General features: G+C 50.4%; 24 protein-coding genes. 8 read left to right on the top strand and 16 right to left on the bottom strand.

The window, feature by feature from the left end; translation table 11 throughout:
• Window positions 1–7 precede the first annotated feature (7 nt).
• Window positions 8–877 carry a manganese catalase family protein gene (locus IAE30_RS03345; protein ID WP_200678191.1) on the top strand — a complete coding sequence of 290 codons (870 nt, stop codon included), beginning with the start codon at window positions 8–10 and terminating at the stop codon, window positions 875–877.
• A gap of 121 nt (window positions 878–998) precedes the next feature.
• Here IAE30_RS03345 and IAE30_RS03340 read toward each other — a convergent pair whose 3' ends face one another.
• The 4 genes from IAE30_RS03340 to IAE30_RS03325 all read right to left on the bottom strand — a co-directional run bounded on the left by IAE30_RS03340 (window position 999) and on the right by IAE30_RS03325 (window position 3,134).
• The gene (locus IAE30_RS03340) at window positions 999–1,178 is read right to left on the bottom strand and encodes a hypothetical protein (protein WP_200537591.1); all 180 of its coding nucleotides are present in this window, start codon (window positions 1,176–1,178) and stop codon (window positions 999–1,001) included.
• 323 nt (window positions 1,179–1,501) lie between these two features.
• The gene (locus IAE30_RS03335; RefSeq protein WP_200537590.1) at window positions 1,502–1,687 is read right to left on the bottom strand and encodes a general stress protein; all 186 of its coding nucleotides are present in this window, start codon (window positions 1,685–1,687) and stop codon (window positions 1,502–1,504) included.
• A gap of 614 nt (window positions 1,688–2,301) precedes the next feature.
• Window positions 2,302–2,487, bottom strand: a complete 186-nt coding sequence (locus tag IAE30_RS03330) for a general stress protein (protein WP_200678192.1) — start codon at window positions 2,485–2,487, stop codon at window positions 2,302–2,304.
• Between the two features lie 407 nt (window positions 2,488–2,894).
• Entirely contained in the window at window positions 2,895–3,134 is a 240-nt protein-coding gene (locus IAE30_RS03325; protein ID WP_200537588.1) for a DNA polymerase V, read from the bottom strand.
• 379 nt (window positions 3,135–3,513) lie between these two features.
• On the opposite strand from IAE30_RS03325, the gene IAE30_RS03320 reads away from it, so the two are divergent.
• Entirely contained in the window at window positions 3,514–3,726 is a 213-nt protein-coding gene (locus tag IAE30_RS03320) for a DUF2116 family Zn-ribbon domain-containing protein (RefSeq protein ID WP_045814613.1), read from the top strand.
• Between the two features lie 684 nt (window positions 3,727–4,410).
• On the opposite strand, the gene IAE30_RS03315 is transcribed toward IAE30_RS03320, so the two are convergent.
• Window positions 4,411–4,641, bottom strand: coding sequence for a hypothetical protein (locus IAE30_RS03315; protein ID WP_200537587.1), 231 nt, complete (start codon window positions 4,639–4,641; stop codon window positions 4,411–4,413).
• A gap of 44 nt (window positions 4,642–4,685) precedes the next feature.
• Window positions 4,686–4,886, bottom strand: coding sequence for a hypothetical protein (locus tag IAE30_RS03310; RefSeq protein ID WP_200537586.1), 201 nt, complete (start codon window positions 4,884–4,886; stop codon window positions 4,686–4,688).
• 465 nt (window positions 4,887–5,351) lie between these two features.
• Between IAE30_RS03310 and IAE30_RS03305 the strand changes: the two genes are divergently transcribed.
• Entirely contained in the window at window positions 5,352–6,041 is a 690-nt protein-coding gene (locus tag IAE30_RS03305) for a DUF421 domain-containing protein (protein WP_200678193.1), read from the top strand.
• 677 nt (window positions 6,042–6,718) lie between these two features.
• Here the strand turns inward: IAE30_RS03305 and IAE30_RS03300 are convergent.
• Both IAE30_RS03300 and IAE30_RS03295 read right to left on the bottom strand, forming a co-directional pair.
• On the bottom strand, window positions 6,719–7,483 hold the full coding sequence (locus IAE30_RS03300) for an SDR family NAD(P)-dependent oxidoreductase (RefSeq protein ID WP_200678194.1): 765 nt from the start codon (window positions 7,481–7,483) through the stop codon (window positions 6,719–6,721).
• 157 nt (window positions 7,484–7,640) lie between these two features.
• Window positions 7,641–8,774 carry a glutathione-independent formaldehyde dehydrogenase gene (locus IAE30_RS03295; RefSeq protein WP_200678195.1) on the bottom strand — a complete coding sequence of 378 codons (1,134 nt, stop codon included), beginning with the start codon at window positions 8,772–8,774 and terminating at the stop codon, window positions 7,641–7,643.
• Window positions 8,775–8,984: 210 nt separating this feature from the next.
• Between IAE30_RS03295 and IAE30_RS03290 the strand changes: the two genes are divergently transcribed.
• A complete protein-coding gene (locus IAE30_RS03290) occupies window positions 8,985–9,155 on the top strand; it encodes a general stress protein (RefSeq protein WP_075564085.1) in 171 nt (56 codons plus the stop codon).
• Window positions 9,156–9,489: 334 nt separating this feature from the next.
• Entirely contained in the window at window positions 9,490–9,687 is a 198-nt protein-coding gene (locus IAE30_RS03285) for a hypothetical protein (protein WP_200537582.1), read from the top strand.
• Window positions 9,688–10,175: 488 nt separating this feature from the next.
• Here the strand turns inward: IAE30_RS03285 and IAE30_RS03280 are convergent, their stop codons facing one another.
• From IAE30_RS03280 to IAE30_RS03270, 3 genes are all read right to left on the bottom strand, one after another.
• The gene (locus IAE30_RS03280) at window positions 10,176–11,960 is read right to left on the bottom strand and encodes a thiamine pyrophosphate-requiring protein (RefSeq protein ID WP_200678197.1); all 1,785 of its coding nucleotides are present in this window, start codon (window positions 11,958–11,960) and stop codon (window positions 10,176–10,178) included.
• A 60-nt stretch (window positions 11,961–12,020) separates the two neighbouring features.
• On the bottom strand, window positions 12,021–14,387 hold the full coding sequence (locus IAE30_RS03275) for a phosphoketolase (RefSeq protein WP_200678199.1): 2,367 nt from the start codon (window positions 14,385–14,387) through the stop codon (window positions 12,021–12,023).
• 171 nt (window positions 14,388–14,558) lie between these two features.
• Entirely contained in the window at window positions 14,559–14,963 is a 405-nt protein-coding gene (locus IAE30_RS03270; RefSeq protein WP_200678201.1) for a cupin domain-containing protein, read from the bottom strand.
• 1,477 nt (window positions 14,964–16,440) lie between these two features.
• Between IAE30_RS03270 and IAE30_RS03265 the strand changes: the two genes are divergently transcribed.
• The gene (locus IAE30_RS03265; RefSeq protein WP_200537578.1) at window positions 16,441–16,692 is read left to right on the top strand and encodes a biofilm development regulator YmgB/AriR family protein; all 252 of its coding nucleotides are present in this window, start codon (window positions 16,441–16,443) and stop codon (window positions 16,690–16,692) included.
• 369 nt (window positions 16,693–17,061) lie between these two features.
• On the opposite strand, the gene IAE30_RS03260 is transcribed toward IAE30_RS03265, so the two are convergent.
• On the bottom strand, window positions 17,062–17,583 hold the full coding sequence (locus IAE30_RS03260; protein WP_045814605.1) for a type 1 glutamine amidotransferase domain-containing protein: 522 nt from the start codon (window positions 17,581–17,583) through the stop codon (window positions 17,062–17,064).
• 341 nt (window positions 17,584–17,924) lie between these two features.
• On the opposite strand from IAE30_RS03260, the gene chaB reads away from it, so the two are divergent.
• Both chaB and IAE30_RS03250 read left to right on the top strand, forming a co-directional pair.
• Entirely contained in the window at window positions 17,925–18,164 is a 240-nt protein-coding gene (gene chaB, locus IAE30_RS03255; RefSeq protein ID WP_200537577.1) for a putative cation transport regulator ChaB, read from the top strand.
• 162 nt (window positions 18,165–18,326) lie between these two features.
• Window positions 18,327–18,710: a VOC family protein gene (locus IAE30_RS03250; protein WP_200537576.1), complete on the top strand. Its 384-nt coding sequence runs from the start codon at window positions 18,327–18,329 to the stop codon at window positions 18,708–18,710.
• Between the two features lie 37 nt (window positions 18,711–18,747).
• On the opposite strand, the gene IAE30_RS03245 is transcribed toward IAE30_RS03250, so the two are convergent.
• The 4 genes from IAE30_RS03245 to IAE30_RS03230 are packed head-to-tail and all read right to left on the bottom strand — an operon-like array spanning window position 18,748 to window position 23,642.
• Complete coding sequence (locus IAE30_RS03245; RefSeq protein ID WP_200678203.1) at window positions 18,748–21,036, bottom strand: molybdopterin-dependent oxidoreductase; 2,289 nt, start codon at window positions 21,034–21,036, stop codon at window positions 18,748–18,750.
• A 35-nt stretch (window positions 21,037–21,071) separates the two neighbouring features.
• Window positions 21,072–21,833, bottom strand: coding sequence for an amino acid ABC transporter ATP-binding protein (locus tag IAE30_RS03240; protein WP_045814601.1), 762 nt, complete (start codon window positions 21,831–21,833; stop codon window positions 21,072–21,074).
• A complete protein-coding gene (locus IAE30_RS03235) occupies window positions 21,826–22,749 on the bottom strand; it encodes an amino acid ABC transporter permease (RefSeq protein WP_200537574.1) in 924 nt (307 codons plus the stop codon). Before IAE30_RS03235 ends, IAE30_RS03240 begins: the two co-directional genes overlap by 8 nt.
• Window positions 22,746–23,642, bottom strand: coding sequence for an ABC transporter substrate-binding protein (locus IAE30_RS03230; protein ID WP_200537573.1), 897 nt, complete (start codon window positions 23,640–23,642; stop codon window positions 22,746–22,748). The genes IAE30_RS03235 and IAE30_RS03230 overlap by 4 nt, the downstream gene beginning before the upstream one ends.
• Window positions 23,643–23,875 lie beyond the last annotated feature (233 nt).

The raw sequence follows: 23,875 nt of genomic DNA, 5'->3' as shown, positions 1-23,875 counted from the left end.
GTGAGTGATGTTCAGACATGTCAAACAGCTGCAATACACGGTGCGCGTCAGTGAGCCGAATCCGGGACTGGCTAACCTTTTACTCGAACAGTTTGGTGGCCCTCAGGGTGAACTGGCGGCTGCAATGCGCTACTTTACTCAGGGACTCTCGGATGACGACTTAGGCCGCCGCGATATGCTGATGGATATTGCGACGGAAGAGCTGAGTCACCTGGAAATTATCGGGTCCCTGGTCGGAATGCTGAATAAAGGTGCCAAGGGCCAACTGGCAGAGGGAACTGAAAAGGAAGGCGACCTTTACCGTACCATTACAGGCGCCGGCAATGATAGCCACCTGACCTCGATCCTTTATGGCGGAGGCCCGGCGCTGACCAATTCGGGTGGCGTGCCCTGGACGGCAGCATACGTTGATACCATCGGCGAAGTCACTGCAGATCTCCGATCAAACGTGGCAGCCGAAGCGCGTGCAAAAATCATCTACGAGCGCCTCATTAATGTCACTGATGATGCAGGAGTCAAGGATGCACTGGGTTTCTTAATGACCCGTGAAGCAGCCCACCAGCTCTCCTTCGAGAAAGCGCTGTATGCCATTCAGGATAACTTCCCACCGGGTAAGCTTCCACCGATTGAGCAATATGCACATAACTACTACAGCATGTCTGAAGGTGAAGACATGCGGGGGAGCTGGAACTCGGATGAGAACTTCAACTATATCGCAGATCCACAACCTGCGGTCGATGGAGGGGATGGACTGGCCAAAGTCGACCTTCCTGCTAAGCAGCAAAAAGCCGTGGATGCTATGGCAAAAAGAACGGCGTCGGATCCGTTAACTGACCCGATTACCGGAGCAGAAGCAGGCAGTAAAAAGTCCTACTGACTGTTTTGGACGGGGCTTTGTATTATCCGGCATTTCTCCGCGTTGGGAAAATGGCCCTGTGGCCCGCCGGTGTCATCGGATGGATGACACCGGCTTTTTTTTGGCTTGTCGACAGGCGATGTTAACCTTCAGGGGGAGACAAGCGCTCGCTTATCACTTTATATCCCTGGGCGACAAAATCACTGGGATGGACTGGCAGACTTTGACTCGGTTTGAACCACCCTCCACCTTCACCATCGGCGAAATACCAGACTTCTGGTTGCGTATCGTCCTGCTGTACCCAATAGAAACCCTGCTCCATTTCTACACTCCCCGCGGAGTCAGTCTCCACGTCATTGCAAATTAAAAGGTGTGATTCATTTGTGCGCCCATACACGCTGTAAAGCAGACACACTGGATGTTTTAAGCAAAATACAGCCAGTATGAATAGTGAAAGACGCACATGTGAGTACTGAACCTTACGCAAGGCATGTTGAAAAGATGAGATGACATAAGAACCCCTTTTTGGGGTAAATGACCCGGGCCTGTCGCCCGGGAGGAGATGTCAGCATGCGCGACAGGAACAATGAAAGATACTAAATCGATGTTTCAAACAGTATAAGTGTTAACTGTGCCGCTTAAACGTCAGGTATTTCCGTCATTCGTTTTCTTCCCGCGACCCGCCTTGCCGCCCTTGCGTCCCGCTTCTACTGCCCTCTCTGGGTTATTGCGGAAGTTACCGCCACTCATTGCGCCGCCCTTTCGCCCGGCTTCGCTCGCTCGTTCCGGATCCACAGCAAAATTGCCTGAACCACCTCGACGATTTGTCATATATACACCCTCGTAGCATGAGAAAGTAATGGCCTTGTCGGGGGTAATCTTTGTACAAAATGGTAAATTTAGCCACTGCGCAACCAGGTGGTTAAGAGATGAAAAAAGAGAGAGAAATTGCCATTTTTCAAATCTTCAGTTTTTTTGTCTTTTAAAAGCAAGGAGCACAGTTTGATATGTGTACAGATTTTTATAGCCTGTACAAGAAGAAATGAATTTACTGATTAAGATAATTCTTAGTGAGAGGCTCTATACGTCATTGTTGCATGAGATTCTTAATCCAGGACTCTTTTTAGTCCACAAAGTCTGTTTTGGCGTGGCAGTCAGCCACATGAATCGATATTTGAGGTTTTCGAAATCAGGCTTATGACGAATTCGGTGCTTCTGCATGCACGCCCTCTCCTGTCACGACTTTATGCACCAATAGGTCAGCTTCTACCGGGACACTGTGGACCTTACACCCTAATCAGCCAGATGTTCATGGTGAACATTTGGCTGAAATACATCAGAAAATAAAAGGTTGGTACAACAATGTCTGTCTTTAATATGGAAAGCTCTGACGCCTGGTTTCAGGTGGGGCCGGTAAAACCTGAACCGGCCCCCCTTGTACCTGACTAGCTTTCCACCTTTTCCGGCTTGCGCCTGCGACTGATTTGCCCTCCTTTGCGCCCTGCTTCAACAGCGCGATCAGGACAATTTTTAAAATTACCACCGCTTGCGCTTCCGCCCTTGCGTCCCGCTTCACGGGCGCGATCTGCATCCTCAGCAAAATTACCGGCTCCACCTCTTCTTGACGGCATGTCTCCCCCCTATAAATCAGTCGAATATTAAGCGTGCTAACGTTTCCAACGAGAAATAATATGGCTGAAATTTTCCATAAAACCACATTTAAAATGCATGTTTACCGTTTCGCTTAATTCACATATAAAACAGTAAGTTACCCGTCACGCTTATAGTCAGTTGCTTTTAAAAGAGAATTTTTTAAAGTTGTACAAAATCGACATAAGTTGTACAAAATTAACAAATTTCTTTTTTTTGTGATTAAAATCACAGTTTTTAATTTATTAGTTATATTGATCTGGATTTTTCATTTATTTCAGCAAGATAGGGGAATTAATGTTCCGCTGCTCACAATTTAGTCCCAATGATGAATTCATGCTCAATTGCCTGCCAGTTGTAGTACCCAAGTGAGCGTTGCACATGTTGCTCAGTTTCTTCCGTTAGGATTAAAGACCTGAAACATGCGCTGCTCCCCCTCAGCTGTAGAGATGTCCCGGAACGTTGTCGTATGCATCTCGATCCACTTGTTAGCGGCGCGTAATGTGTAGTGCCAGTTAAGCCGTTCAAGTTCTCTGACGAAGTCAATGGTGCTGATGGTGTAACGGCCGGCGGCATCACGTTTTACCGCCTGCCTGAAGGCCATCAGAATTTCGTAGTCGCGTGGCATTTTATACCTCCTAATAATACTGTATGTACGCACAGTATTATTGAGTTGAACAGTCTGTTCAAGCCATTACGTTTGGGTGTTTTGTGAGAAGGTTGATAGTTAAAGCAATTTAAGCGCGGATTCGGTTTTGTAGTGGAAGAGGCTGGTAAAAGAGGGAAATCGAGGGTGGCGCCATTGGTGCTCAAAACTTTAGATGACAATGGCTTTCATCATTTCAATTGCATAGTACGAGAAAACAGAGAATATCTTAATCATCCAGCCTTACGCTCCTGTCCTGTACAAATGAACTATGCTGAGGGGTTGTGTACTTAATGACATAACATAACTGAGCCGCACGAGTTCTCAATAAACAATTAAACGACTACAAGGATTAGGATTTATGGATGATGTTGACCTGGCCCAGGAACGTGAAGAAGCCCATCTGACGGCCTCTCTGTCTGCCCGAAAGCCACGCTTAGTGAGCCGAAATGGTAACTGCATCTGGTGCACTGATGAGCCGATAGTGGCTAACACCGCCTTCTGCTCAGCGGAATGTGGCGAGGACTTTCACAAGCATCAGCGTGAAATGCAGCAGCGGATAACTGCAGAGTAAAATCCTTCACAGTAAAAAGATTTTGCGTGAACGAAACTGTCACCGATGTCGATGAGACGATAACGGTTATGACGACTGGGCAGTAAAAATCATGAACATACTGGCATTAAAAGAGATTTAGTTGTCCCGTCTCGCTTTCAAAAGCTGACAGTCGTGGCCAGGCTTACTCTGCAACGCTGGGTTGCCTGACTTTTTGAAAGGATGTTTATGAAGCGTTTTTTAGGTGGAATGTTCATCATTGCGAGCCTGGTCACATTAGCAGGTTGCCAGCACTCAGACCCGTCAGTCGGGCCTGACGGTCGCCCTCACGCACCAAGTCAGCAGTCCGTGCCGGGAGGCCCACAAGGTCAGGGGCCCGTCGGTCAGCCGCAGTCGTAATATGTGTCCGGCACGTCTGTCGGGCCGTATAATCTGATCACACATCACTGCGCGGTTTACTTTCCAACATGAAATCCATTTAGGTGATTGAGACTTTTTACACAGAAATGACGCCCGAAGACATCGCCATTGATAGCGGCTGTTGTCAGGCTCACTGTTTGAAAGGCGCTCGTTGGGACGCGCATGCGCAGACGGTAACATCTGGCACAAAAAAAGGCCCCTTCAGGCACGGTCGTGAATGTCAGAACGAATACTGAAGTGCGTTTCTGCCGTTGAGAATGAAAAAAATTGTTTAAATTCGAACTATTACTCATCATTGATTATGCTGGCGTCAACTTGTACCCGCTGCCCCAGCGACCAGCCTTTCTTGCCTAGAATGCGGTCTGGCGTCACGTCAGGCACGTTAAAGTAATACGACGGCTTGACGTTATCAGAATGACTTTCTTCCTGATGGATGTCGTCTGCACCGAGTCCCATCTGCAGTAACTCTTCCTGCGTGAGGTCCAGATATTTCGCCAGTTTTGTCAGATTCATCATTCACCTCCTGAGTTGAAAACTGAGCAGCATTTTTTTCTCGGGCGCTACTTATCATTGAAGGGATTCCGCTTATGGTCTTTGCTGTCATCCCGCGTACGCGGAATTTCACCGTGTTGATTTGGGTTGTCTTTGGCAGGGTGATCATCTTCCTCATGAGCATTGCCCGCGTCTGGCGCCGCTTCAGGAAGCCCCTTATGAACATCCCCTTCTTTCTTGCGTTGCTCATTCAAATTATGGTGTTTCATGAATAACCTCACTGATATAGTCATTTAAGAATAGATCATGACCGTATGGATTGTTTTAAAGTTCAGTAAAGGCAGAAATAACGGCTTACCTGTGAATAAATAAGCGCAGCGATAAACGCCAAAAAATTCAAAAATCATCTTCACGATATTTCTCTGCTTAAACCTAGCTAATCAACTTGCCTGTTCATATAGCCAGGACAGGTTATTGCAGTAACTGGAAATTCTTATCTCCGCTTTTTTATACCGTTCGGTTTTTCCTGGTAAAACCTGTTTTGGCTTGAACCTTACATACTTCAATGCGACATTCAATGTTGCAGGAATCAACTATCCTCGAGATGAAAAATACTCGACCGATAAGCCAGCCGGCTTAAGCGCAGTCAACCAGTTTAGACCGCTTCTCTTACCGGCGCTGGTCTATAGTTACAATCAACGAAATATATAACGCATACCCAGTCAGGAGAGCATATGGAAGGCTTCGATCTGCATAGGTTTCTGATTAATGATCAACCTTACACCTTTCTTTTCGAAGTCATCGTTCGGGTCTGTATTGCTTATGCTGTTGTGTTCATTTTCCTCAAAATCTCCGGTCGACGAGGTGTTCAGCAGCTTTCTCTCTTTGAGGTCGTAGTCATACTGACACTGGGATCTGCTTCCGGGGATGTCACTTTCTATGATGATGTCCCCGTTCTTCCGGTCATTCTTGTATTCGTGGTTCTGCTCCTTCTCTACAGGTTAACCACGTGGGCCATGACGAAGTCTTCCTACATCTCAACGCTGGTGGAAGGAGACGTGGTGACGTTGATCGCTGACGGGAAATACGTGTCGGCAAATCTCGACCGGCTTAACATTTCAGAAGATGAATTCCTGATGGAGTTGCGTCTGAAAGGCGCGGAGCACCTTGGGCAGATCCGGCTGGGCCTGGTTGAAGTCGATGGCCAGTTAAGCCTGTACTTCTACAAAGATATTGAGGTTGTACCTGGTCTTTCCGTCTTACCTGCCGAACACCGGCCCTGCTACACCCATATTCCTGACAGCGGTCTATTCGCCTGCAACCGCTGCGGTACACTCAAGAATCTCAATGCGGGGGACGTGTGCGCCTGCCCTGAGTGTGCACGAAGGGTGTGGAGTCGCGCTTTACATACAGTACGCACTTAATCGTTACTGACAGACACACATATCAGATGCAATCAGATCATAGCTGCAGTTATCGGGATAACCTGAGTAACGTCTTTCAAAATACAATTTTACTCGTGCAACTGTTCGGATAAAGGACAGCCCTCAGGCAGGGCATCTTCGGGTTTAAGGGAAAGGTCGTAACCTCAAACGCCTCTCAAAACAGGACCAGACATATCTGGAATATAAATATGTGCAGTCATTTTTTATGAGTAACTGGAGAGATTCTAAAGAAATGGTTTTAAATATTAGCGTACCGGTATTTCGTAACGTTTTGTCAAAACAGCCCACATCACATTTTCTGCACAACATCTTCACGTTCTTTTCAATAAGTTAGTTATGTCGGGCGCAAAAGACGTCTGGCACAAAAGTGAAACTTGAATTTTAACCCGTGACTTGCTGCCCCCAGCAAATCACGGGATTTTTTTGTACTACTTAAATAACCCCCCAGAAATGAATATCCTCCCCTAAACTTTCACACTTTAATGCATCCCTCTGTAGTATTTTTATGGCAGCAGAAAAGCAGTTTAAGATTCAAAATACGCTCTATTTCAGTCAGAGATATTGCTTGCCGAACGTTAATCTTTTCACGAACAAGCACAGGTTAACAGATTTCTATATGTCATCCTGTGCTTGTGAAGCGCATGCTTAGCGGGGAGTTAAGCCTGCTTAGGCTGACCATTGGATGCCGTAAGTCCACCGTCGACTGGCAGGTTCACCCCGGTAATGTATCGCGCATCGTCGCTGGCAATGAATGCAATAGCACTGGCGATGTCTTCAGCTTCTCCTGCGCGCTGCAAAGGGATACGATCATAAAAGCGTTCGAGCAACGCCTTATCATCCTTCATATCTTCGGTGAGGTCGGTCAGGGTGAATCCGGGGCAAATCGCATTAACACGGACCCCGTCAGCGCCATAATCCATGGCCAGCGCCCGCGTGAAGTTAGTCACCGCACCTTTTGCCGCATTGTACACACTCATTCCCCAGTCACCACCCAGTCCGGATACCGAAGATGTGTTCACAACATTGCCCCTGGTCTTAAGCAAACCAGGCATGAAGAAATGGGTGCAGTGGAAAACACCATCCAAATCGGTGTTCATGAGCTTTCGCCAGTCCCCGACTGAGACTTCATGGATTTTTCCCTGAACCACGCTACCTGCGTTATTCACCAGCACATCGACTCTGCCAAATGAACGCTGCACCTGTTCTGACAGCTTTTTTACCTGTTCCGGATCGCCGACGTCACACTGAGCAATCAGGTGTTGCGAGCCAGGTAGTGTATTGAGTACGTTTTCGAGTTTTTCACGGGTTCTCCCCACCAGCACCACTGAAGCCCCTTCACTGGCAAAACGCTTTGCGGCAGCAGCACCAATGCCGGAACCTGCGCCGGTAATCACGACAACTTTTTCTGAAAATCTCGACATACTTACTCCTCACTTTTTGAATATGTGAAGAATAAGCCTGGCAGCCATGAACGGGAGTTCAAGCGAAGCAGCGCCAGTGAGAGGGTTGGTAGGCGAAGAGAAACATGCCAGCCCTGCAGTTCATTGGCAAGGCTGACATGTTTTGGCTGACAACCTCTTAAGGCTTCAGGATGACCTTAGTCCATCCCGGCGCTCTTTTATCAAAGTTGCTGTAGCCTTCAGGCGCTTCAGCAAGGCTCAACCGGTGTGAAACAATTTGTCCCGGGCTGGCTTTACCCTGATGAATCAGGCGCGCAAGCTGGCGGTTATAGGCTTTGACGTTGGCCTGGCCCGTTCTGATAGACTGCCCCTTGAACCAGAAGCTGCCAAAATCGAAAGGCATTTTTCCTTCCTGAGCCAGAGCACTTTTTGCACCCGGATCCTGAGGAACAAACACCCCGACGACACCGATGCCCCCTGTTGCCTTGGTGGAGGCCACAAGACTGTTCATGGTGGCGCTGTTGTCTTCATGGCCATGCTTGTTACAGCACTGATACCCTACACATTCACAGCCGCAGTCCGTGCCTCTGCCGTCCGTCAGTTCAAGAATCTTCTGTACCGCTTCATCACCGGCCGCATTCACAGACACTGCGCCGAGCTGTTCAGCCAGCGCCAGACGATCGCTGTGGGTGTCAATAACAAAGACCTGAGAGGCCCCCTTTATGACTGCGGAGTGGGCAGCCATTAACCCCACAGGTCCCGCGCCGTATATGGCGACGGATTCCCCTGCCCGCAGTCCTGCCAGTTCCGTTGCGTGCCATCCTGTCGGAAAAATATCAGAGAGCATGACGTAGTCTTCCTCTTTATCAAATGCGTCCTCAGGCAGGACCAGACAGTTGAAGTCTGCAAACGGCACCCGTAATAACTCAGCCTGACCACCGTCCCAGGGCCCCATTTCAGCAAAGCCATACGCGGCACCGGCACTGCCGGGGTTTGCCGTCAGGCAGAACCCCGTCAGGCCCCTCTCACAATTTTCACAAAACCCACAACCCACATTAAAGGGCATACAGACACGATCCCCTACCTTGATGCGCTCAACGCCATTCCCCACCTCAATCACTTCCCCTAGATTTTCATGACCGAAAATACGGCCCTGTTCAAAGCTGGTCCGCCCTTCATACATATGTAAATCAGAGCCGCAGATATTGGTGGTTGTGATGCGAATAAGCGCATCCGTGGCACGTTCAATTTTCGCATCAGGCACATTTTTAACGGAGACATCAAAAGGCCCATTATAAACAATCGCTTTCATCTTTAGATTCCTGTAAATAACCGAAGCATAGTGACGCTTCGTTTTAATTTGGATGACCAGAGAATTAAATATGGCACATTAAAGTACAGCGCGCAGAAATATAACCGTCGCGCTTGCATGTCCGCGAGGATATATTAATATTAATAACGCAACACGCACATGACGTATATATGCCGTCATGTTATTTATTACTCATGAAGAGGCAGTATTATGACTCAACATAGAGGCGGTTCAGGCAACTTTGCAGAAGATAAAGAAAGGGCTTCTGAAGCAGGAAAAAAAGGCGGGCAACATAGCGGTGGTAATTTTAAAAATGACCGCAACAAAGCGTCCGAAGCCGGTAAAAAAGGTGGTCAAAACAGCCACCGCGGTTCTTCCTGAGTTGCAGTGAAATAAATTGCAAAGGGCGCACTACCTCCCCTTTGTGTGAATATACAGCAGGGAGCGTCCCTGCCTGCTCTGACTGAAATTTTTGAATTGAATATCAATGTTCTGTTTTCCTCGTGTGTAATTTGGTCGGTTGACTAAGCGGTGCGACTGCTAAAAATCGCACCGTTTTTTTATTTCTGAACGCAATGTTGATCCTGATTAACGGTTTCGCTTGTCGTGTGGATTACTTTGAAAGATCGCGTTTTTTAATTTTTATCTTCCCCAGAAAGATCTACACCTTCATTTATCTGCCATTATCCCCTTCTTCCCTCCGCGGAGTCTGATTATGTTTCGATTTTTATCTTCTTTGTTCAGCAGTCCCGAATCCCTTTTACAGGTTATGAGTCAACAGGATATGCGAGAGTCTTTTGAAGAGGGAGATCGAATAATTATTGATGAAGATGGCAACGCGTCAGTTAATCCTTTAAGTCCAAAAGTGCAAAGAGATTTTAAAGAGCACGTTGAAAATTTAAAGGATATTTAAAGTAAACTGTAATCTTTGATGTATAGATGACCTGCGGATACTGATATATCTGACAGGACATAACGCACCATTTAAAAGTAGAGCCCACGACCGACAGGGATGTTTGTTTTCCGTATCTCAATTCAAAGCCGAAATTTCCCCTCGCAGTTTCGCAAACTCATCATGGTGGACCAAATTGAAAGTCTGTGTTGTTTGATTTGGCCAACAACAGCGCACTGACGATGTATGTCAGGAGCTCTTAATCTGTCTGACCGCTTGGCTCCTCAGTGAGCATTTAACTACACTCAGTACTCATCAAGTTAAAACGAGGAGAGCAATATGACCGACCGTCCCGTTAAAGGTGATAATCCCGATTACAATCCGCGGAAAACACCCGAAAAACAGCCCAAAGATGACGAAAGAAATGCGCCAGAGTCAGGCGATAAACAGCCTGATTGATGACGCACTCAGGGTGTTCAGAAGAAAAAATTTCTGAACACCTATATTCGTTAATTATGCTTTTTACTGAATAACTGGCTGGCCGTATCCTTGATAACCTGTGATGCCCCCCGATCGCCCTTCACCATTGATGACATGAATGCCTTAGCCTGATTAAGCGTGATATGTGGGGGTAAGGGTGCGACTTCAGGATCCGTTTTCACTTCAAGTAGCACCGGCCGGTCAGCGCTCAGCGCACGCTGCCATGCACTTGCCAGTTGCTCAGGGTTATCAACATAAATGCCCACCAGCCCAAGCGATTCGGCAAACGCCGCATATTTCACGTCGGGCAGTTGCTGCGTGGCTTCAAAACGCGGATTGCCTTCCATCACGCGCTGCTCCCATGTCACCTGATTTAAATCCTGATTATTGAAAACGCAGACGATCAGCCGGCCATCAGTCCACTGCTGCCAGTACTTCTGAATGGTGATCAGTTCCGCCATATTATTCATCTGCATTGCGCCGTCACCGACCAGCGCGACAACCGGACGTTCAGGATGAGCAAACTTGGCCGCAATCGCATAAGGCACTGCCGCCCCCATACAGGCCAGCCCGCCGGAGAGCGTCGCCCGTTGTCCCTGCTTAACGCGGTAATCTCGCGCAAACCAGTTAGCGCAGGAACCGGAATCCGACGTGACGATGGCGTTGTCAGGCAGCTGCGGAGACATTTCCCAGACCACGCGCTGGGGGTTAACCGGGCTAGCAGGCGCCAGCGCACGCTCCTCCATCTGCTTCCACCAGTCCTGCACCTGCACAGCAATCTGTTCCTGCCAGCTGCGATCCTGCTTTTGTTCGATCAGTGGAAGAAGCGCACGCAGGGTTTCAGCGGCATCACCGTGCAGATTGACCTCACAAGGGTAACGCAGGCCGAGCATAGCGGGATCGATATCTATCTGCACGGCACGCGCCTGCCCCTCTTCAGGCAGAAACTCTGTCCACGGGAAACCACTGCCAATCATCAGCAACGTATCGCAGTTCTGCATCATTTCCCAGGAAGGTTTGGTGCCCAGAAGACCAATGGAGCCCGTCACAAACGGGGCATCGTCCGGGAGTACGTCTTTCCCCAGCAGGGCCTTAGCCACACCCGCGCCCAGCTGATTCGCCGCCTGCACCACCTCTACCGCAGCACCACGTGCACCCGAGCCTATAAGGATCGCCACTTTTTTTCCGGCGTTCAGGACGTCTGCCGCACGCTGCAGGTCGGCCTCATAAGGAATTATTTTGGGACGCTGGTAGCCACTGCCAGAATGGGTGAATCCGTGCAAATGAAGAGGCGCCTGCCACTCCTCATCCTGAATATCTTTGGGGATAATCAGCACAGCGACCCCGTTTTGTGCCTGAGCGATGCGCACGCCGCGATCGACAAGGTGCCGGACCTGAGCCGGTGCGGCAGCTTCCTGTACAAAATTGGCCACATCCGCAAACACGCGATCGAGATTCATCTCCTGCTGATAACTGGCGCCTCGCGCGGTCGACTCAGCCTGACCAGCAATCGCCAGCACAGGCGCATGATCCATTTTGGCATCATAGAGCCCGGTCAGAAGATGTGTCGCGCCCGGCCCTCCGGTTGATAAACACACACCCAGTTCGCCCGTAAATTTGGCATGACCTGCCGCCATAAAGGCCGCCATCTCTTCGTGACGAACCTGGATAAACTCGATTCCGTCGCCCTTCTCGTTAGCACGCTGGATTGCGCCCAGAACGCCATTGATGCCATCACCCGGATAGCCATAGATGCGGGTTACGCCCCACTCTTTCAGACGCTGGACAAAGAAATCACTGGTTTTTATGCTCATGGTTTCATTTCCTTTCTGGGGTCAGGGGGTAAGAAGACGCATTCCAGGCCCGCAGCGCTCTCAGTTGTTGCTGCCTTTGCCTGACCATTTCCATTCCCTGACTTCGGGCACGTCTTCTCCATGTTCGCGCACGTAGCGATGGTGTTCCGCAATCCGCTCCTGTAAGTCATCCAGCAACTCAGGGTGCCGTTCGGCCAGCCCCGGGACGTGAAGAATGGCTGACTGTGCCAGATGATAGCGGTCAAGCTCGTTCAGCACGGTCATGTCAAATGGTGTCGTGGTCGTGCCTTCCTCATTGAAGCCATGCACGTGGAAGTTACTGTGATTGTTTCGCTGGTAGGTCAGACGATGAATGAGGCTGGGATAACCGTGGAAGGCAAAGATGACTGGTTTATCACGCGTGAAGAGCGCATCAAACGCGGCTTCAGACTTACCGTGAGGATGCTGCTCCTGCGTCTGCAGGGCGAGCAAATCGACCACATTGACGACCCGGATGCGCAAATCCGGCAAATAGTTGCGCAGCAGATCCACCGCTGCCATCGTCTCCATGGTGGGCACATCCCCGGCACAAGCCATTACCACGTCTGGTTCCCCTGCGTCACTCGCCCAGCCCCACTCACCCATCCCGGCTTCACAGTGGGCAATGGCGGCAGGCATATCGAGCCACTGCGGTGAGGGCTGTTTGCCGGCCACAATGACATTGATACGGTCCCACGTATTGAGGCAGTGGTCGCCGACCCACAACAGCGTGTTGGCATCAGGCGGCAGATAGATACGCACGATGTCAGCTTTTTTGTTGGCAACGTGATCGATAAATCCAGGATCCTGATGGCTGTAACCGTTATGGTCCTGGCGCCAGACGTGGGATGAGAGCAGGTAGTTCAGCGATGAAACGGGCTTTCGCCATCCCAGCTTACGGGTGACCTTGAGCCATTTGGCGTGCTGATTGAACATCGAGTCGATGATATGGATAAACGCTTCATAGCAGTTAAACAGCCCATGCCGCCCCGTCAGCAGATAGCCCTCCAGCCAGCCCTGACACTGATGCTCACTGAGAATTTCCATTACGCGCCCGTCACGCGCCAGTTGCTCATCATAATCTTTGAGCGGCGCCATCCAGGTGCGGCTGGTGACATCAAATACCGGGGATAACCGGTTTGATGCCGTTTCGTCGGGACCGAACAGCCGGAAGTTATCCTGATTCTGCTTAAATATTTCACTGAGATAGCGGGCAAACTGCGCGGTGGCTTCCCCGGCTCTGCTGCCGGGGGATCCCGTATCAAAGGCAAAGTCGCGAATATCCGGGGTGACCAGTTCTCGTCGGAGTCGGCCACCGTTGGCGTAAGGTGTCGCACCCATTCGTTTGCTGCCCTCAGGTGCCAGCGCCCGCAGTTCAGGCATCAGTTTACCGTTCTCGTCGAACAGCGTTTCCGGCTCATAGCTGCGCATCCATTTTTCCAGGACCGCCCGGTGTTCATCATTCTCGCGGCAGGCGGAAACCGGCACCTGATGCGCGCGCCAGAAATCCTCGACTTTCTTTCCGTCCACTTGTTTCGGCCCGGTCCAGCCTTTTGGACTGCGCAGCACTATCATCGGCCAGCGTGGTATCGTCTCTGACGCTATGCCGTTGCGGGCTTCCTGCTGATAATCCTGAATTTTGCTGAAGGCATTGTCGAGCGCTGCACCCATTTGCTGATGCATATCCGCAGGTTCATGACCACTGACAAAGAGCGGTTCATATCCGTAACCGCTGAAGAGCTGCTCTAAATCCTCGTCGCTGCTGCGGCCGAGAAGAGTGGGGTTGGCAATCTTGTAGCCGTTGAGATGCAGGATCGGCAGTACCGCGCCATCTCGCTGGGCATTGAGGAACTTGATTCCTTGCCAGCTGGCAGCCAGTGGCCCCGTCTCCGCTTCACCATCACCAATCACGCACGGCACAATCAATTCGGGATGGTCGAAGGCGGCGCCAAAAGCATGTGACAGGGAATAGCCCAGTTCGCCCCCTTCATTTATCGATCCTGGCGTTTCAGGTGCGGCGTGGCTGGGGATACCACCTGGAAAAGAGAACTGCCTGAACAGGCGCTGCATTCCTTCCGCATCGTCCGAGATATGCGGATAGATTTCGCTGTAGCTGCCCTCAAGCCAGGTGTTGGCCACCATGCCCGGCCCACCATGACCGGGTCCACAGACATACAGTAAATTGAGGTCGCGCTGGCGAATGATCCGGTTGAGGTGGGCATAAATAAAATTCAGTCCCGGTGTGGTACCCCAGTGGCCCAGCAGGCGAGGCTTGATATGTTCCGGTTTGAGAGGCTCGCGAAGAAGAGGATTATCCATCAGATAGATTTGGCCAACTGAAAGGTAGTTAGCTGCACGCCAGTAGCGATCTAGCAACGCCAGCTCGTTGGTTGCGGTAACAGATTGCATATATCCTCCCGTGGCTTAGTGATTCACTAACCCTAATAGAGGATCAACGAAGTCGCGAGCCAGACGGCAGACTGCATCAGTATCGCTGGATTCTCACTGTTCTCACTCATGGTGAGTTATGTCCGTCATGCAACCGCAGCGTGCTTCAAGAGAGATTAACTGGCAATTACCTCAAAACTCAGGTTTTTCTCCGGGTAAAGGCTCACTCAATTCCTGCCCTTCCACACCAGCATAGAAGATGATCAGCTCTGTGGTCTTATCCGTTGTGTAACCGCGATGTGCACTGTTAACGGTTTCATTTAAAGCTTCACCGGCATTAAAAGATTGTGTCTGGCCTGTTTCTTTATCTTCAATCGTTAACTGACCGGACAGAACGTATGCTGTGTTAGGCATAGGATGCGTGTGCCACGGCAAATCAGTATGTGGAGGCAGTGTCATGAGCATCACCGATATCTGCGGCTTACCGGCTGGATATTCCTCATAGGGCTGGCCATTCCAGGCGGCACCACTTTGCAATATGCAGACGTGTACGGGTTCTGAAGCGGCGTCGTTTGATGTCTGAGTGTTATCTTTCATTACAGCTCCCTGTGGTTAACGTCACTACGATTGTAGTCGACACATGCCTACCTGCGATCAGCTTCTACATACCAGGCCATCGTCAATGAAGTCGTTATCGAAAAGCTTAGTGAGTGGCCGAGCCTGCATAAAAAGTTAAGTCAGTCTCCACATTATTTATTGAGCTTTTTGGTTGAGCTGTGCCCGGATGGTTTACACATGGCGTGAAGCGTCATGTCTCAGGCACTTATGCTGTCTCTCTATTCATAAAATAAAAGTGAGATGAAACAAAAGTCAGAGACCAGTTTTTAAATGAAATCTGCAGCCAGGAATCATTCGCTCAAGATCAGTTGAGGGTACAGTAAAGCAAATTACAGGATAAGAAAGACGCAGTAAGGATATTGATTCATTGGTAAAAAAATATAAAAAAACCCGACACAGAGTCGGGTGGTATAAACTGCACCTTCAATACGGAACCAGCATTGTTCCTGATTTCAGGATAGAGTTAAAAAGACAAACCCCCTAATTATTTTATCCCGTAATGGAAATTAATTTACGACTTTGTGCACCCCAATCAACTTTAAGTCAAATTCATCATAGTTAAATATTATGCGAATGCATTTAGTTATCATTACTAAAAACATCACGTCGTTAGCTCATCCCTGTCTTTACTGTATACCGTCTGGTTTTTACCCGATGTCTGGCATGGTTGATAACGTCGAGCCATCGTGGATCTGAAAGATTAGATATATAACTCTGGAGATCTACGTTCATCTGGGACCATACAGCCATTCTGCAGGAGCGGTCCCTGCTCAGTGTTCCTGCAAGGTTATGTATTGCTTCATCAACCTGTCTTTTGACCTCGCTGAGTACATTTCCTGACTGGTACGTGGCAGCAAGGCGGCGAATTTCATTTACGCAGAGACGGATTTCAGCATGATGATTATGCACACTTTTCCTATTAAACTTTCTGTTTGTTATTGAAACAAAGGGGCTAAACTGATGATGTAGAATGAACATTGCCAATGTAGTGGATATTTCTGAAAATCCTTTTAAATATCTGAAATTATTTTTAATCTGAGTTCAGATGAAACCATAACCAATGGAACAGTTAAGCTTAATTCATGAATTAAACAGACACCTAAGCCAAATAAAATGCAGCTAAAATAATTTATTCAGATAATGCGTGCATAATCATAATTATCAGTTACAGTCACCGGGCAAAACACAGTCGCACGTAACGAATGAAGCTTCGAAACGCCCTTGAAAATAGTACGGATGTCACTTTCAGCGGTCGTTATTTTTTCCTGGCTCAGCGGTCTTTTATTAAAACGGCAACGTTTCAAACTATGTACCGTGCTACGAATGCGCCACACAGGGATACTCTGACATGCCTCGTTACCGGAAGCGGTGAGGAAAGCCTGATCAGATACTGGTCATCAGACCGCCTGTTTCACTGCCGCCCGCCCCCCATTGCGACGCGCAGCTGGAGAGCAACATGCCTCAAACCCGAGTCGGCCCGGCGCTTCAAAACTATCTGGACAGTCCCGATGAACAATACGCTACCGAAGCCGCAATTATAGGCAGCATCGTCAGGAAACTAGTGGCGACAACCGGACATGTGAATAACAGAGCCATCATTCTGGCTCTGGTAAATGAGCTTGAGAGTAAAAATAATCCGATCCACCAGGATGTCCTGCGAAACTGCCTTCAGATTGTCGTGGGCCACACGCCAGATGAGAATAATTAGGTGTGCTGCCGACGTTTAGCCTAAGTCGGCAGCAAGACAGCACACCCTTTTAACAGATTATGTCAGGATGCCTGCAGCCAGCACTGACAGTTGACACCCCGTTAAATCCTACGCCAGCAGGAAAGGGAATGTGTTCAATAAGAAAACTAAATGGATGCAGCACGATAGCCATAATATTTTTGCCACCCCACCACTCTTAAAGTTGGAATCCAGAAACCATGATGAAATTTTAAATAACATAAGAATATCGTTTATTAAAGATGCTATCTCATAAGGAAATTTACGATTTTTTTAATTTTATTGATGGTAAACGGTCGCCATACTTGCGACCATTTACACCATTTCTTTCAGGTTAGTTGCTTAAAAAAATCAGGCCGCATTGAGGATCCGCAATGCTTCACGATTAAATGCAGGTAAATCATCGGGCGTGCGGCTGGTGACCAGTTTATCGTCATCAACAACGACTTCTTTATCATAAAAGTCAGCTCCTGCATTACGCAGATCAATAGCGATTGCCTTAACGCAAGTCATCTTGCGGCCCCGCACGCCATTCGCGCTAATCAGCAGTTGCGGGCCATGACAAATGGCAAACACGGGTTTACCACTGGCAACAAACTCTTTAGTAAAGTTAACGAACCGGTCGTCGCCACGAAGTGAATCGGGTGAATGTCCGCCAGGCAACAGAAGCGCATCAAACTCAGCGGCATTGACGTGATCAATGTCCCTGTCGATAGTGACTTCCGCTTTGCCCTGTTTTCCTTTCACAGTTTTGCCTGCCTGCATCTCAATGGTAATGACTTCATGGCCCGCTTTTTCATAAGCTTGCGCGGGTGACGTGAACTCAGAATCTTCAAAGTCATCAGTAATCAAAACGGCTATTTTCTTACTCATTGCTCTCTCCTTTATGGAAACAAACGCACTGCGTTTGTGGCCTGGACACCCCGTAAATTCTGGACCTGATATATAAAAAAACAAGCCTAACGGCGACTGGCTTGTGTTAAAGGATGATATTTAGCGCAATTTGGAGACACCTAAAAATGCATACGTGTCAGGCGAACCGTTTCGATTCTATTTAACAGAATTGAAGGGGTTTAACTAAATAGTAGAATTCAATTTATTAATGTAAAAAGGTATTTTTCCAACTTTAATCTTTTAATCACGGCTCCTGCAATGCACATTGAAAAATATCATATCTGAACCAGGCTTAACTCTCTAATCATAGGAGGCCGTTCATGCCGTATAAATCACGCGATTCTCTGCCAGACAGCGTCAGGCATGTCCTTCCTGCACATGCTCAGGACATTTACCTTGAGGCTTTCAACAGTGCATGGGATGAGTACAAAGAGAAAAAAGACCGCAAGGATGACAGCTCCCGTGAGGAAGTATCACATAAAGTGGCCTGGGCTGCAGTCAAGCATAAGTACGAAAAAGGGAGTGACGGAAGATGGCATAAAAAAAATTCCAGTCCCTAGACCTACCCAGTCCCTAGACCTACTAGGTGGATCTCACCTTTTTTAGCGTTCAGGTTCATCAAGTCAGGATAAGGGTACATAGCAGTCTGGCTGTGGCTACTGACAGAATCTGTCACAGCCGCCTCGTACTATGCAGCCGTAAACCCACAAGGAGAAAAAGCCATGTTTACTGCTGATATGACCATCCTTTATGTACCGAACGTCGTCAAAAGCGCTGACTTTTATGCATCGCTGTTTGATATCAAGCCGATCAACGTCACGCCCACTTTTGCGATGTTTGTTTTTGAGAACGGATTCAAGCTGGGTTTGTGGTCGAAATACACCGTTCAACCGCCGGTGGATACGCAACCGTTTTCGGCCAACGGTGAAATCACTTTTAAAGTGCAGCACAAAGCTGACGTCGATTTCCTCTATAACGAATGGGGTGCGTTTCGCGAGATCACCATTGTACAGTCGCCGACCGAGATGGATTTTGGCTACACCTTCACGGCTATCGATCCTGATGGGCATCGTCTGCGAGTGATGTGGCTGCAGTTAGCAGATTAATATTCCGGGGCGGCCCGTTGGCCGCCCATAGGTCATGCTAACTTTGCGGTGGGATAAACGCCTGCACCGGCGTCAGTTCTCCAGCGTATTTACGCACCTGCACCACCGTTATTTGACCACTGCAACCCTGTGTCAGCGATGAGGTGCCAATATCCAGCGTCAGCACATTCGGGTTGCCGTGGCGGCATAACGGCCTCAGCGCGGTGGGATCGACCGGATCGTACCAGGCACCCGTTGGCAACTGCACCACGCCCGGCATCACCGTATCGGTCACGCGTGCGCTGGCGAGTACGTGACCACGCTGGTTATAAAGCTCAATAATCTCGCCGTCTTGAATCCCCAGAGATGCCGCATCATCCAGATTCAGGCTGCACACCTCACGCCCATCGCGTTTACCACTCAGGCTGTAATCACCGAAATCCAGCTGGCTGTGCAAGCGCGTCGCGGGCTGATTGGCAATGAGCCAGAACGGATGGTCGGCATCTGGCTTTTGCTGCGGCTCTCGCCACACCGGATGTCCGGGACAGTTTTCATAATCGAAACTGGCGATCGTCGCTGAGTAGATTTCGATTTTTCCGCTCGGTGTGGGCAGTGGTGCCGCATCCGGATCGGCGCGGAAAGCATTCATCATCCGTCCACCGTCTTTAAGCTGCGGCAATTCCAGCACGCCCTGCTGCCAGAATTGTTCAAAGTCGGGGATGTCGATCTGATGTGTTGCCAGCTTTTGCTGCAACTGCGCGTAATGGTGTTTCAGCCAGCCACGCGTATCGCGACCTTCAGTAAACGCCTCTTCACGTCCCAGCCTGCGCGCCAGCTCGGCAAAAATGGTGTAATCATCTTTGGCTTCGCCGTGCGGTTGCGCGACCGGTTGCATAGCAAACAGATGGCGATCGGTTGGCGCACCGCCGATATCTTCTCGCTCCAGCGTCATGGTCGCGGGCAACACGATATCGGCATGGCGTGCACTGGCCGTCCAGGCAATCTCATGCACAATCAGTGTATCCAATTGGCAAAATGCCTGTCGCAACCGTGCCAGATCCTGATGATGGTGGAACGGATTGCCGCCCGCCCAGTAAGCCAGACGAATATGCGGATAGGTCAGGCGGCGGCCATTGTAGTCGAATGGTTTGCCGGGATTGAGCAACATGTCCGAAATTCGCGCCACCGGGATCAGACGATCGATGCCATTTTTGCCCTGCGGTAAAGCCGGGAAACTCACCAGGTTGTGATGCTTACCGTAATGACCCAACGCGCCCAGCGCATAGGTGTAACCACCGCCCGGTAAACCCGGTTGGCCTAGCGCCGCGGCCAGAACCAGCCCAAGCCACACCGGTTGTTCACCGTGCTCCGAACGTTGCAGTGCGTGCGCAACGGTGACCAGCACACGCTTACCGGGTAAGTGACGGGCAAAATCAGTGATAAACGCTGCGTTGACGCCGCAGATCTCTGCCGCCCAGTCGGCATCGCGTCGCGTGCCATCCTCTTCACCACGGATATAAGCGACCATCTCCGGCCAGCCCACGGTATAGCGACTGAGGAAGGCTTCATCCGTCAGTTTTTCATCAATCAATACCGAGAGCACACCGAGAATAAAGGCAGCATCGGTGCCCGGACGTAAGGCCAGCCACTCTCCTTTGGCCTCCTCCGGTAGATCGCTTTTCAGCGGGCTAACCGAGATAAAACGCGTGCCGCGCTGTGCGGCCTGCTGCATAAAGCTACGTTCGGTGTGCTCGCTTAATCCGCCGCTTGCCACCTGAGAGTTTTTCAGTGCCAGGCCGCCGAAGGCGATGACGATTTCACTGTGTTTAGCAATCTCTTCCCAGCTCACGCCGCGTCGCGCAATCTCATTCATGTCGCCGACGATGTGTGGCAGCAGTACCGAAGCAGAGCCCGAACTGTAACTGTTCACTGAACGTACGTAACCACCCAGTGTGGTATTGAGAAAACGGTGCACCTGGCTCTGTGCGTGATGATAACGGCCAGCGCTCGACCAGCCGTAAGAACCGCCAAAAATCCCTTCCGGGCCGTAAGTGTCGCCCACGCGCTTCAGTTCACGCGCCACTAATTCGTAAGCCTGCTCCCAGCTCACGGCCACATATGCGTCATTACCCCGGCGCTGATCGGGGCCGGGGCCATCTTCCAGCCAGCCACGACGCACCATCGGGCGAGAGACGCGTGCCGGATGATTTAAAGCGGTGCGGAAATTTTGCAGCAGCGGGCTGGGGTCGGGATCGCCTTTAAAAGGTTCGATGGTGAGCTGATCGCCCGATTGCTGGGCATGAAATGCACCCCAGTGGGCGCTATGCATGACTGATTTTTGCGTCATCACTGTTCCTGGCTGTCAAAAATGAAAAACGGTGCTTAAAGCACCGTTGCAATAAAGTTTCTTACGCGCCCGTTTTCCGGGTCGTCGAGGACTTGCTGAGTGGGTCCAGCCGCCACGATTTTGCCATCTTCCATAAAGACAATGTTGTCGGCAACCTCGCGCGCGAAACCAATCTCGTGCGTCACAATCACCATGGTGATGCCGGAGTGCGCCAGTTGCTTTATCACCTGCAACACTTCGCCCACCAGTTCCGGGTCAAGCGCCGATGTCGGCTCATCAAACAGCATCACTCCCGGGTCCATCGCCAGCGCACGCGCAATGGCCACGCGCTGTTGCTGTCCACCCGAAAGATTCTGCGGCCACTCCTCTTCGCGCCCTGCCAGCCCCACCTGCTTGAGCAGTGACAGCGCTTTGCTGGTCGCCTGTTGGCGGTTCTGCTTTTTCACGCGCATCGGTGCATCCACGATGTTCTGTAACACCGTGCGATGCGGGAACAGATTGAACTGCTGGAACACCATGCCAATTTGCGCACGCTGACGCGCAATCTCACCGCTGCTTAACTCATGCAGAGCCTGGCCTTTCTGCTTGTAGCCAATGATTTCGCCACCAATACGAATGGTGCCGCCATCCAGCTTTTCCAGGTGGTTGATGCAGCGCAGCAAGGTGGATTTCCCCGAACCGGAAGGCCCAAGAATGACCGTGACAGAACCGGCGGGAATATCCAGATTCACTTCGTCCAGAATCGTGACCCCGGAGAAGCGTTTAGTGACTTTACGTAAGGCGATCGCTTCAGCCATTGCTTACGCTCCTTTCAGGTTTTTGCGCGCTAAAGCCCGGCAAGGATTTAAACAGGCTGCGTTTTTCACGACGCGTAACGCCACGACCAAAATAACGTTCAACGTAGAACTGACCAATCGACAGTACTGAGGTCATCAGCAGATACCACAGCGTCGCCACCAGCAGCAGCGGGATCACTTCATAGGTACGCTGATAGATGATCTGCGCGGAGAACAGCACGTCTTGCAGCGAAATCACCGACACGACGGCAGTGGTTTTCAACTGACCGATAATTTCGTTACCGGCAGGTGGCATGATGGCGCGCATCGCCTGCGGCAACACGGTGTGACGGAAAATCTGCGCGGGGCGGTAACCCAGCGCACGTGCGGCTTCCAGTTGCCCGTTACCCACGCTTTGAATACCGGCACGCACAATTTCTGCGGCATAAGCGGACTGATGCATCACCAGCGCGATCACTGCCGCACTGAATGGACTCACCAGCGCATTAGACTGGGTACTCCACAGCTCGCCCAATCCCGGAATAGAGAGTGAAATCGTCGGATAGAGCGCGGCAATGTTGTACCACAGGAAAAGCTGTACCAGCATCGGCACACCCCGGAAGAACCAGGTGTAGAACCAACTCACGCCCACCAGCACGGGGTTAGATGAGAGGCGCATCAGCGCCAGCACCGTACCAAAAGCAAAGCCCAGCACCACCGAAATCGCCGTCAGTTGCAGCGTCATTAATACGCCCTGCAGGATCGATGCGCCGGTGAAGTTTTCCGCAATCACGCCCCATTCGAAGCGTGGATTGTTAATCATCGAGTGCGCCATTGCCACGACGCACAACAGCACCACCAGCGCACTCAGCCAGCGTCCGTAGTAACGTTTGCCGACGATTCGTAGATCGTCGGTGTGGTCACGTACATCACTCATTGAAAGATTTCCTGATTACGTTTGGATTCTTTAACAGCGCCAAATCCGATGCCCCAGTTGTCGAGGATCTTCTGGTAGCTACCATCTTTGATCAGCGAGTTAAGCGCCGCTTGCACCGCAGGCTCCAGCGCGGAATCTTTCGGGAAGGCCACAGAAACTGGCGCGTCATGCACGGTGATTTCGCCGCTCAGGGTGATAGGCTTAATCACCTTCGCCTGCCACAGCAGACCTTCGTACGGGCCGAGGAACATTGGCACGCGACCACTGACGACAGCCTGAACACCGGCTGGACGGTCCGGGAACACGGATACTTTGATCGGTTTTTTACCCGCTGCTTCACAGGCTTTGCTGGCTTCTTCCAGACGCGTTACCTGCGTGGTACCTGAACCTGCGCCGACTTCTTTGCCACACACGTCGTCCAGCGTTTTGAAGGGTGCCACATTGGCATCCTTACGCGAGATAATGCCCAATCGGCTGGCATCGTAGTAGCTGACGAAATCGATGATTTTCGCGCGGGTTGGTGTGGCGTTAATGTTAGACAGTGCCACGTCATAACGACCGGTCTTCAAACCTGGAATGATGTTGTCGAAACCGCCGGTGTCACGCCACTGGACCTGGATCCCTAAGCGTTCACCCACGGCGTTCATCACGTCAATTTCACGGCCGGCCAGGGTTTTGTTGTCTTCTTTATAGAAGGTCGTTGGCGGTGTATTTGGGTTGGTTCCTGCCACGATATAGCCGCGCTTTACCACATCCGCCGGCAGCAGGCTTTTCAGCGCAGGATCGGCCTGAACATGGATTGAACTGTCAGTCGGCACGGATTGATCGGCGGCAAACGCGGTGTGCGCACTCAATGCAAATGCAAGCAAGGTGATACCTTTGGCGAGTTTCACTGGAACCTTCTCCTGATATATATAAATGTTTCCCTGTTGGGAAAAGGCGTTGAGGTAGCGATGTATTTTTCTTCTTCCTCACCACTCGGTGGAAAGAAATTGTCATCCTCTGAACGTCCCGGAGCCATTCTCAGTAAGATGTGCAGCGATCACAAATGCGAAAAACGGATATCTATTGCCAGAATTCGGGAATAGAAGGTGACGCCCGTGGTTACGGGGATGGCCGCGCCAAT

Source organism: Pantoea sp. S61, assembly GCF_016625145.1.
GTDB classification, from domain to species: domain Bacteria; phylum Pseudomonadota; class Gammaproteobacteria; order Enterobacterales; family Enterobacteriaceae; genus Pantoea; species Pantoea rwandensis_B.
The sequence above is the reverse complement of the archived record's forward strand: the minus strand, read 5'-3'. Positions and strand labels throughout refer to the sequence as shown.

Bases quoted from the DNA above. Each gene is read 5' to 3' on its own strand.
- IAE30_RS03345 (WP_200678191.1), top strand. From the start codon at position 8: ATGTTCAGACATGTCAAACAGCTGCAATACACGGTGCGCGTCAGTGAG.
- IAE30_RS03340 (WP_200537591.1), bottom strand. From the start codon at position 1,178: ATGGAGCAGGGTTTCTATTGGGTACAGCAGGACGATACGCAACCAGAA.
- IAE30_RS03335 (WP_200537590.1), bottom strand. From the start codon at position 1,687: ATGACAAATCGTCGAGGTGGTTCAGGCAATTTTGCTGTGGATCCGGAA.
- IAE30_RS03330 (WP_200678192.1), bottom strand. From the start codon at position 2,487: ATGCCGTCAAGAAGAGGTGGAGCCGGTAATTTTGCTGAGGATGCAGAT.
- IAE30_RS03325 (WP_200537588.1), bottom strand. From the start codon at position 3,134: ATGCCACGCGACTACGAAATTCTGATGGCCTTCAGGCAGGCGGTAAAA.
- IAE30_RS03320 (WP_045814613.1), top strand. From the start codon at position 3,514: ATGGATGATGTTGACCTGGCCCAGGAACGTGAAGAAGCCCATCTGACG.
- IAE30_RS03315 (WP_200537587.1), bottom strand. From the start codon at position 4,641: ATGATGAATCTGACAAAACTGGCGAAATATCTGGACCTCACGCAGGAA.
- IAE30_RS03310 (WP_200537586.1), bottom strand. From the start codon at position 4,886: ATGAAACACCATAATTTGAATGAGCAACGCAAGAAAGAAGGGGATGTT.
- IAE30_RS03305 (WP_200678193.1), top strand. From the start codon at position 5,352: ATGGAAGGCTTCGATCTGCATAGGTTTCTGATTAATGATCAACCTTAC.
- IAE30_RS03300 (WP_200678194.1), bottom strand. From the start codon at position 7,483: ATGTCGAGATTTTCAGAAAAAGTTGTCGTGATTACCGGCGCAGGTTCC.
- IAE30_RS03295 (WP_200678195.1), bottom strand. From the start codon at position 8,774: ATGAAAGCGATTGTTTATAATGGGCCTTTTGATGTCTCCGTTAAAAAT.
- IAE30_RS03290 (WP_075564085.1), top strand. From the start codon at position 8,985: ATGACTCAACATAGAGGCGGTTCAGGCAACTTTGCAGAAGATAAAGAA.
- IAE30_RS03285 (WP_200537582.1), top strand. From the start codon at position 9,490: ATGTTTCGATTTTTATCTTCTTTGTTCAGCAGTCCCGAATCCCTTTTA.
- IAE30_RS03280 (WP_200678197.1), bottom strand. From the start codon at position 11,960: ATGAGCATAAAAACCAGTGATTTCTTTGTCCAGCGTCTGAAAGAGTGG.
- IAE30_RS03275 (WP_200678199.1), bottom strand. From the start codon at position 14,387: ATGCAATCTGTTACCGCAACCAACGAGCTGGCGTTGCTAGATCGCTAC.
- IAE30_RS03270 (WP_200678201.1), bottom strand. From the start codon at position 14,963: ATGAAAGATAACACTCAGACATCAAACGACGCCGCTTCAGAACCCGTA.
- IAE30_RS03265 (WP_200537578.1), top strand. From the start codon at position 16,441: ATGCCTCAAACCCGAGTCGGCCCGGCGCTTCAAAACTATCTGGACAGT.
- IAE30_RS03260 (WP_045814605.1), bottom strand. From the start codon at position 17,583: ATGAGTAAGAAAATAGCCGTTTTGATTACTGATGACTTTGAAGATTCT.
- chaB (WP_200537577.1), top strand. From the start codon at position 17,925: ATGCCGTATAAATCACGCGATTCTCTGCCAGACAGCGTCAGGCATGTC.
- IAE30_RS03250 (WP_200537576.1), top strand. From the start codon at position 18,327: ATGTTTACTGCTGATATGACCATCCTTTATGTACCGAACGTCGTCAAA.
- IAE30_RS03245 (WP_200678203.1), bottom strand. From the start codon at position 21,036: ATGACGCAAAAATCAGTCATGCATAGCGCCCACTGGGGTGCATTTCAT.
- IAE30_RS03240 (WP_045814601.1), bottom strand. From the start codon at position 21,833: ATGGCTGAAGCGATCGCCTTACGTAAAGTCACTAAACGCTTCTCCGGG.
- IAE30_RS03235 (WP_200537574.1), bottom strand. From the start codon at position 22,749: ATGAGTGATGTACGTGACCACACCGACGATCTACGAATCGTCGGCAAA.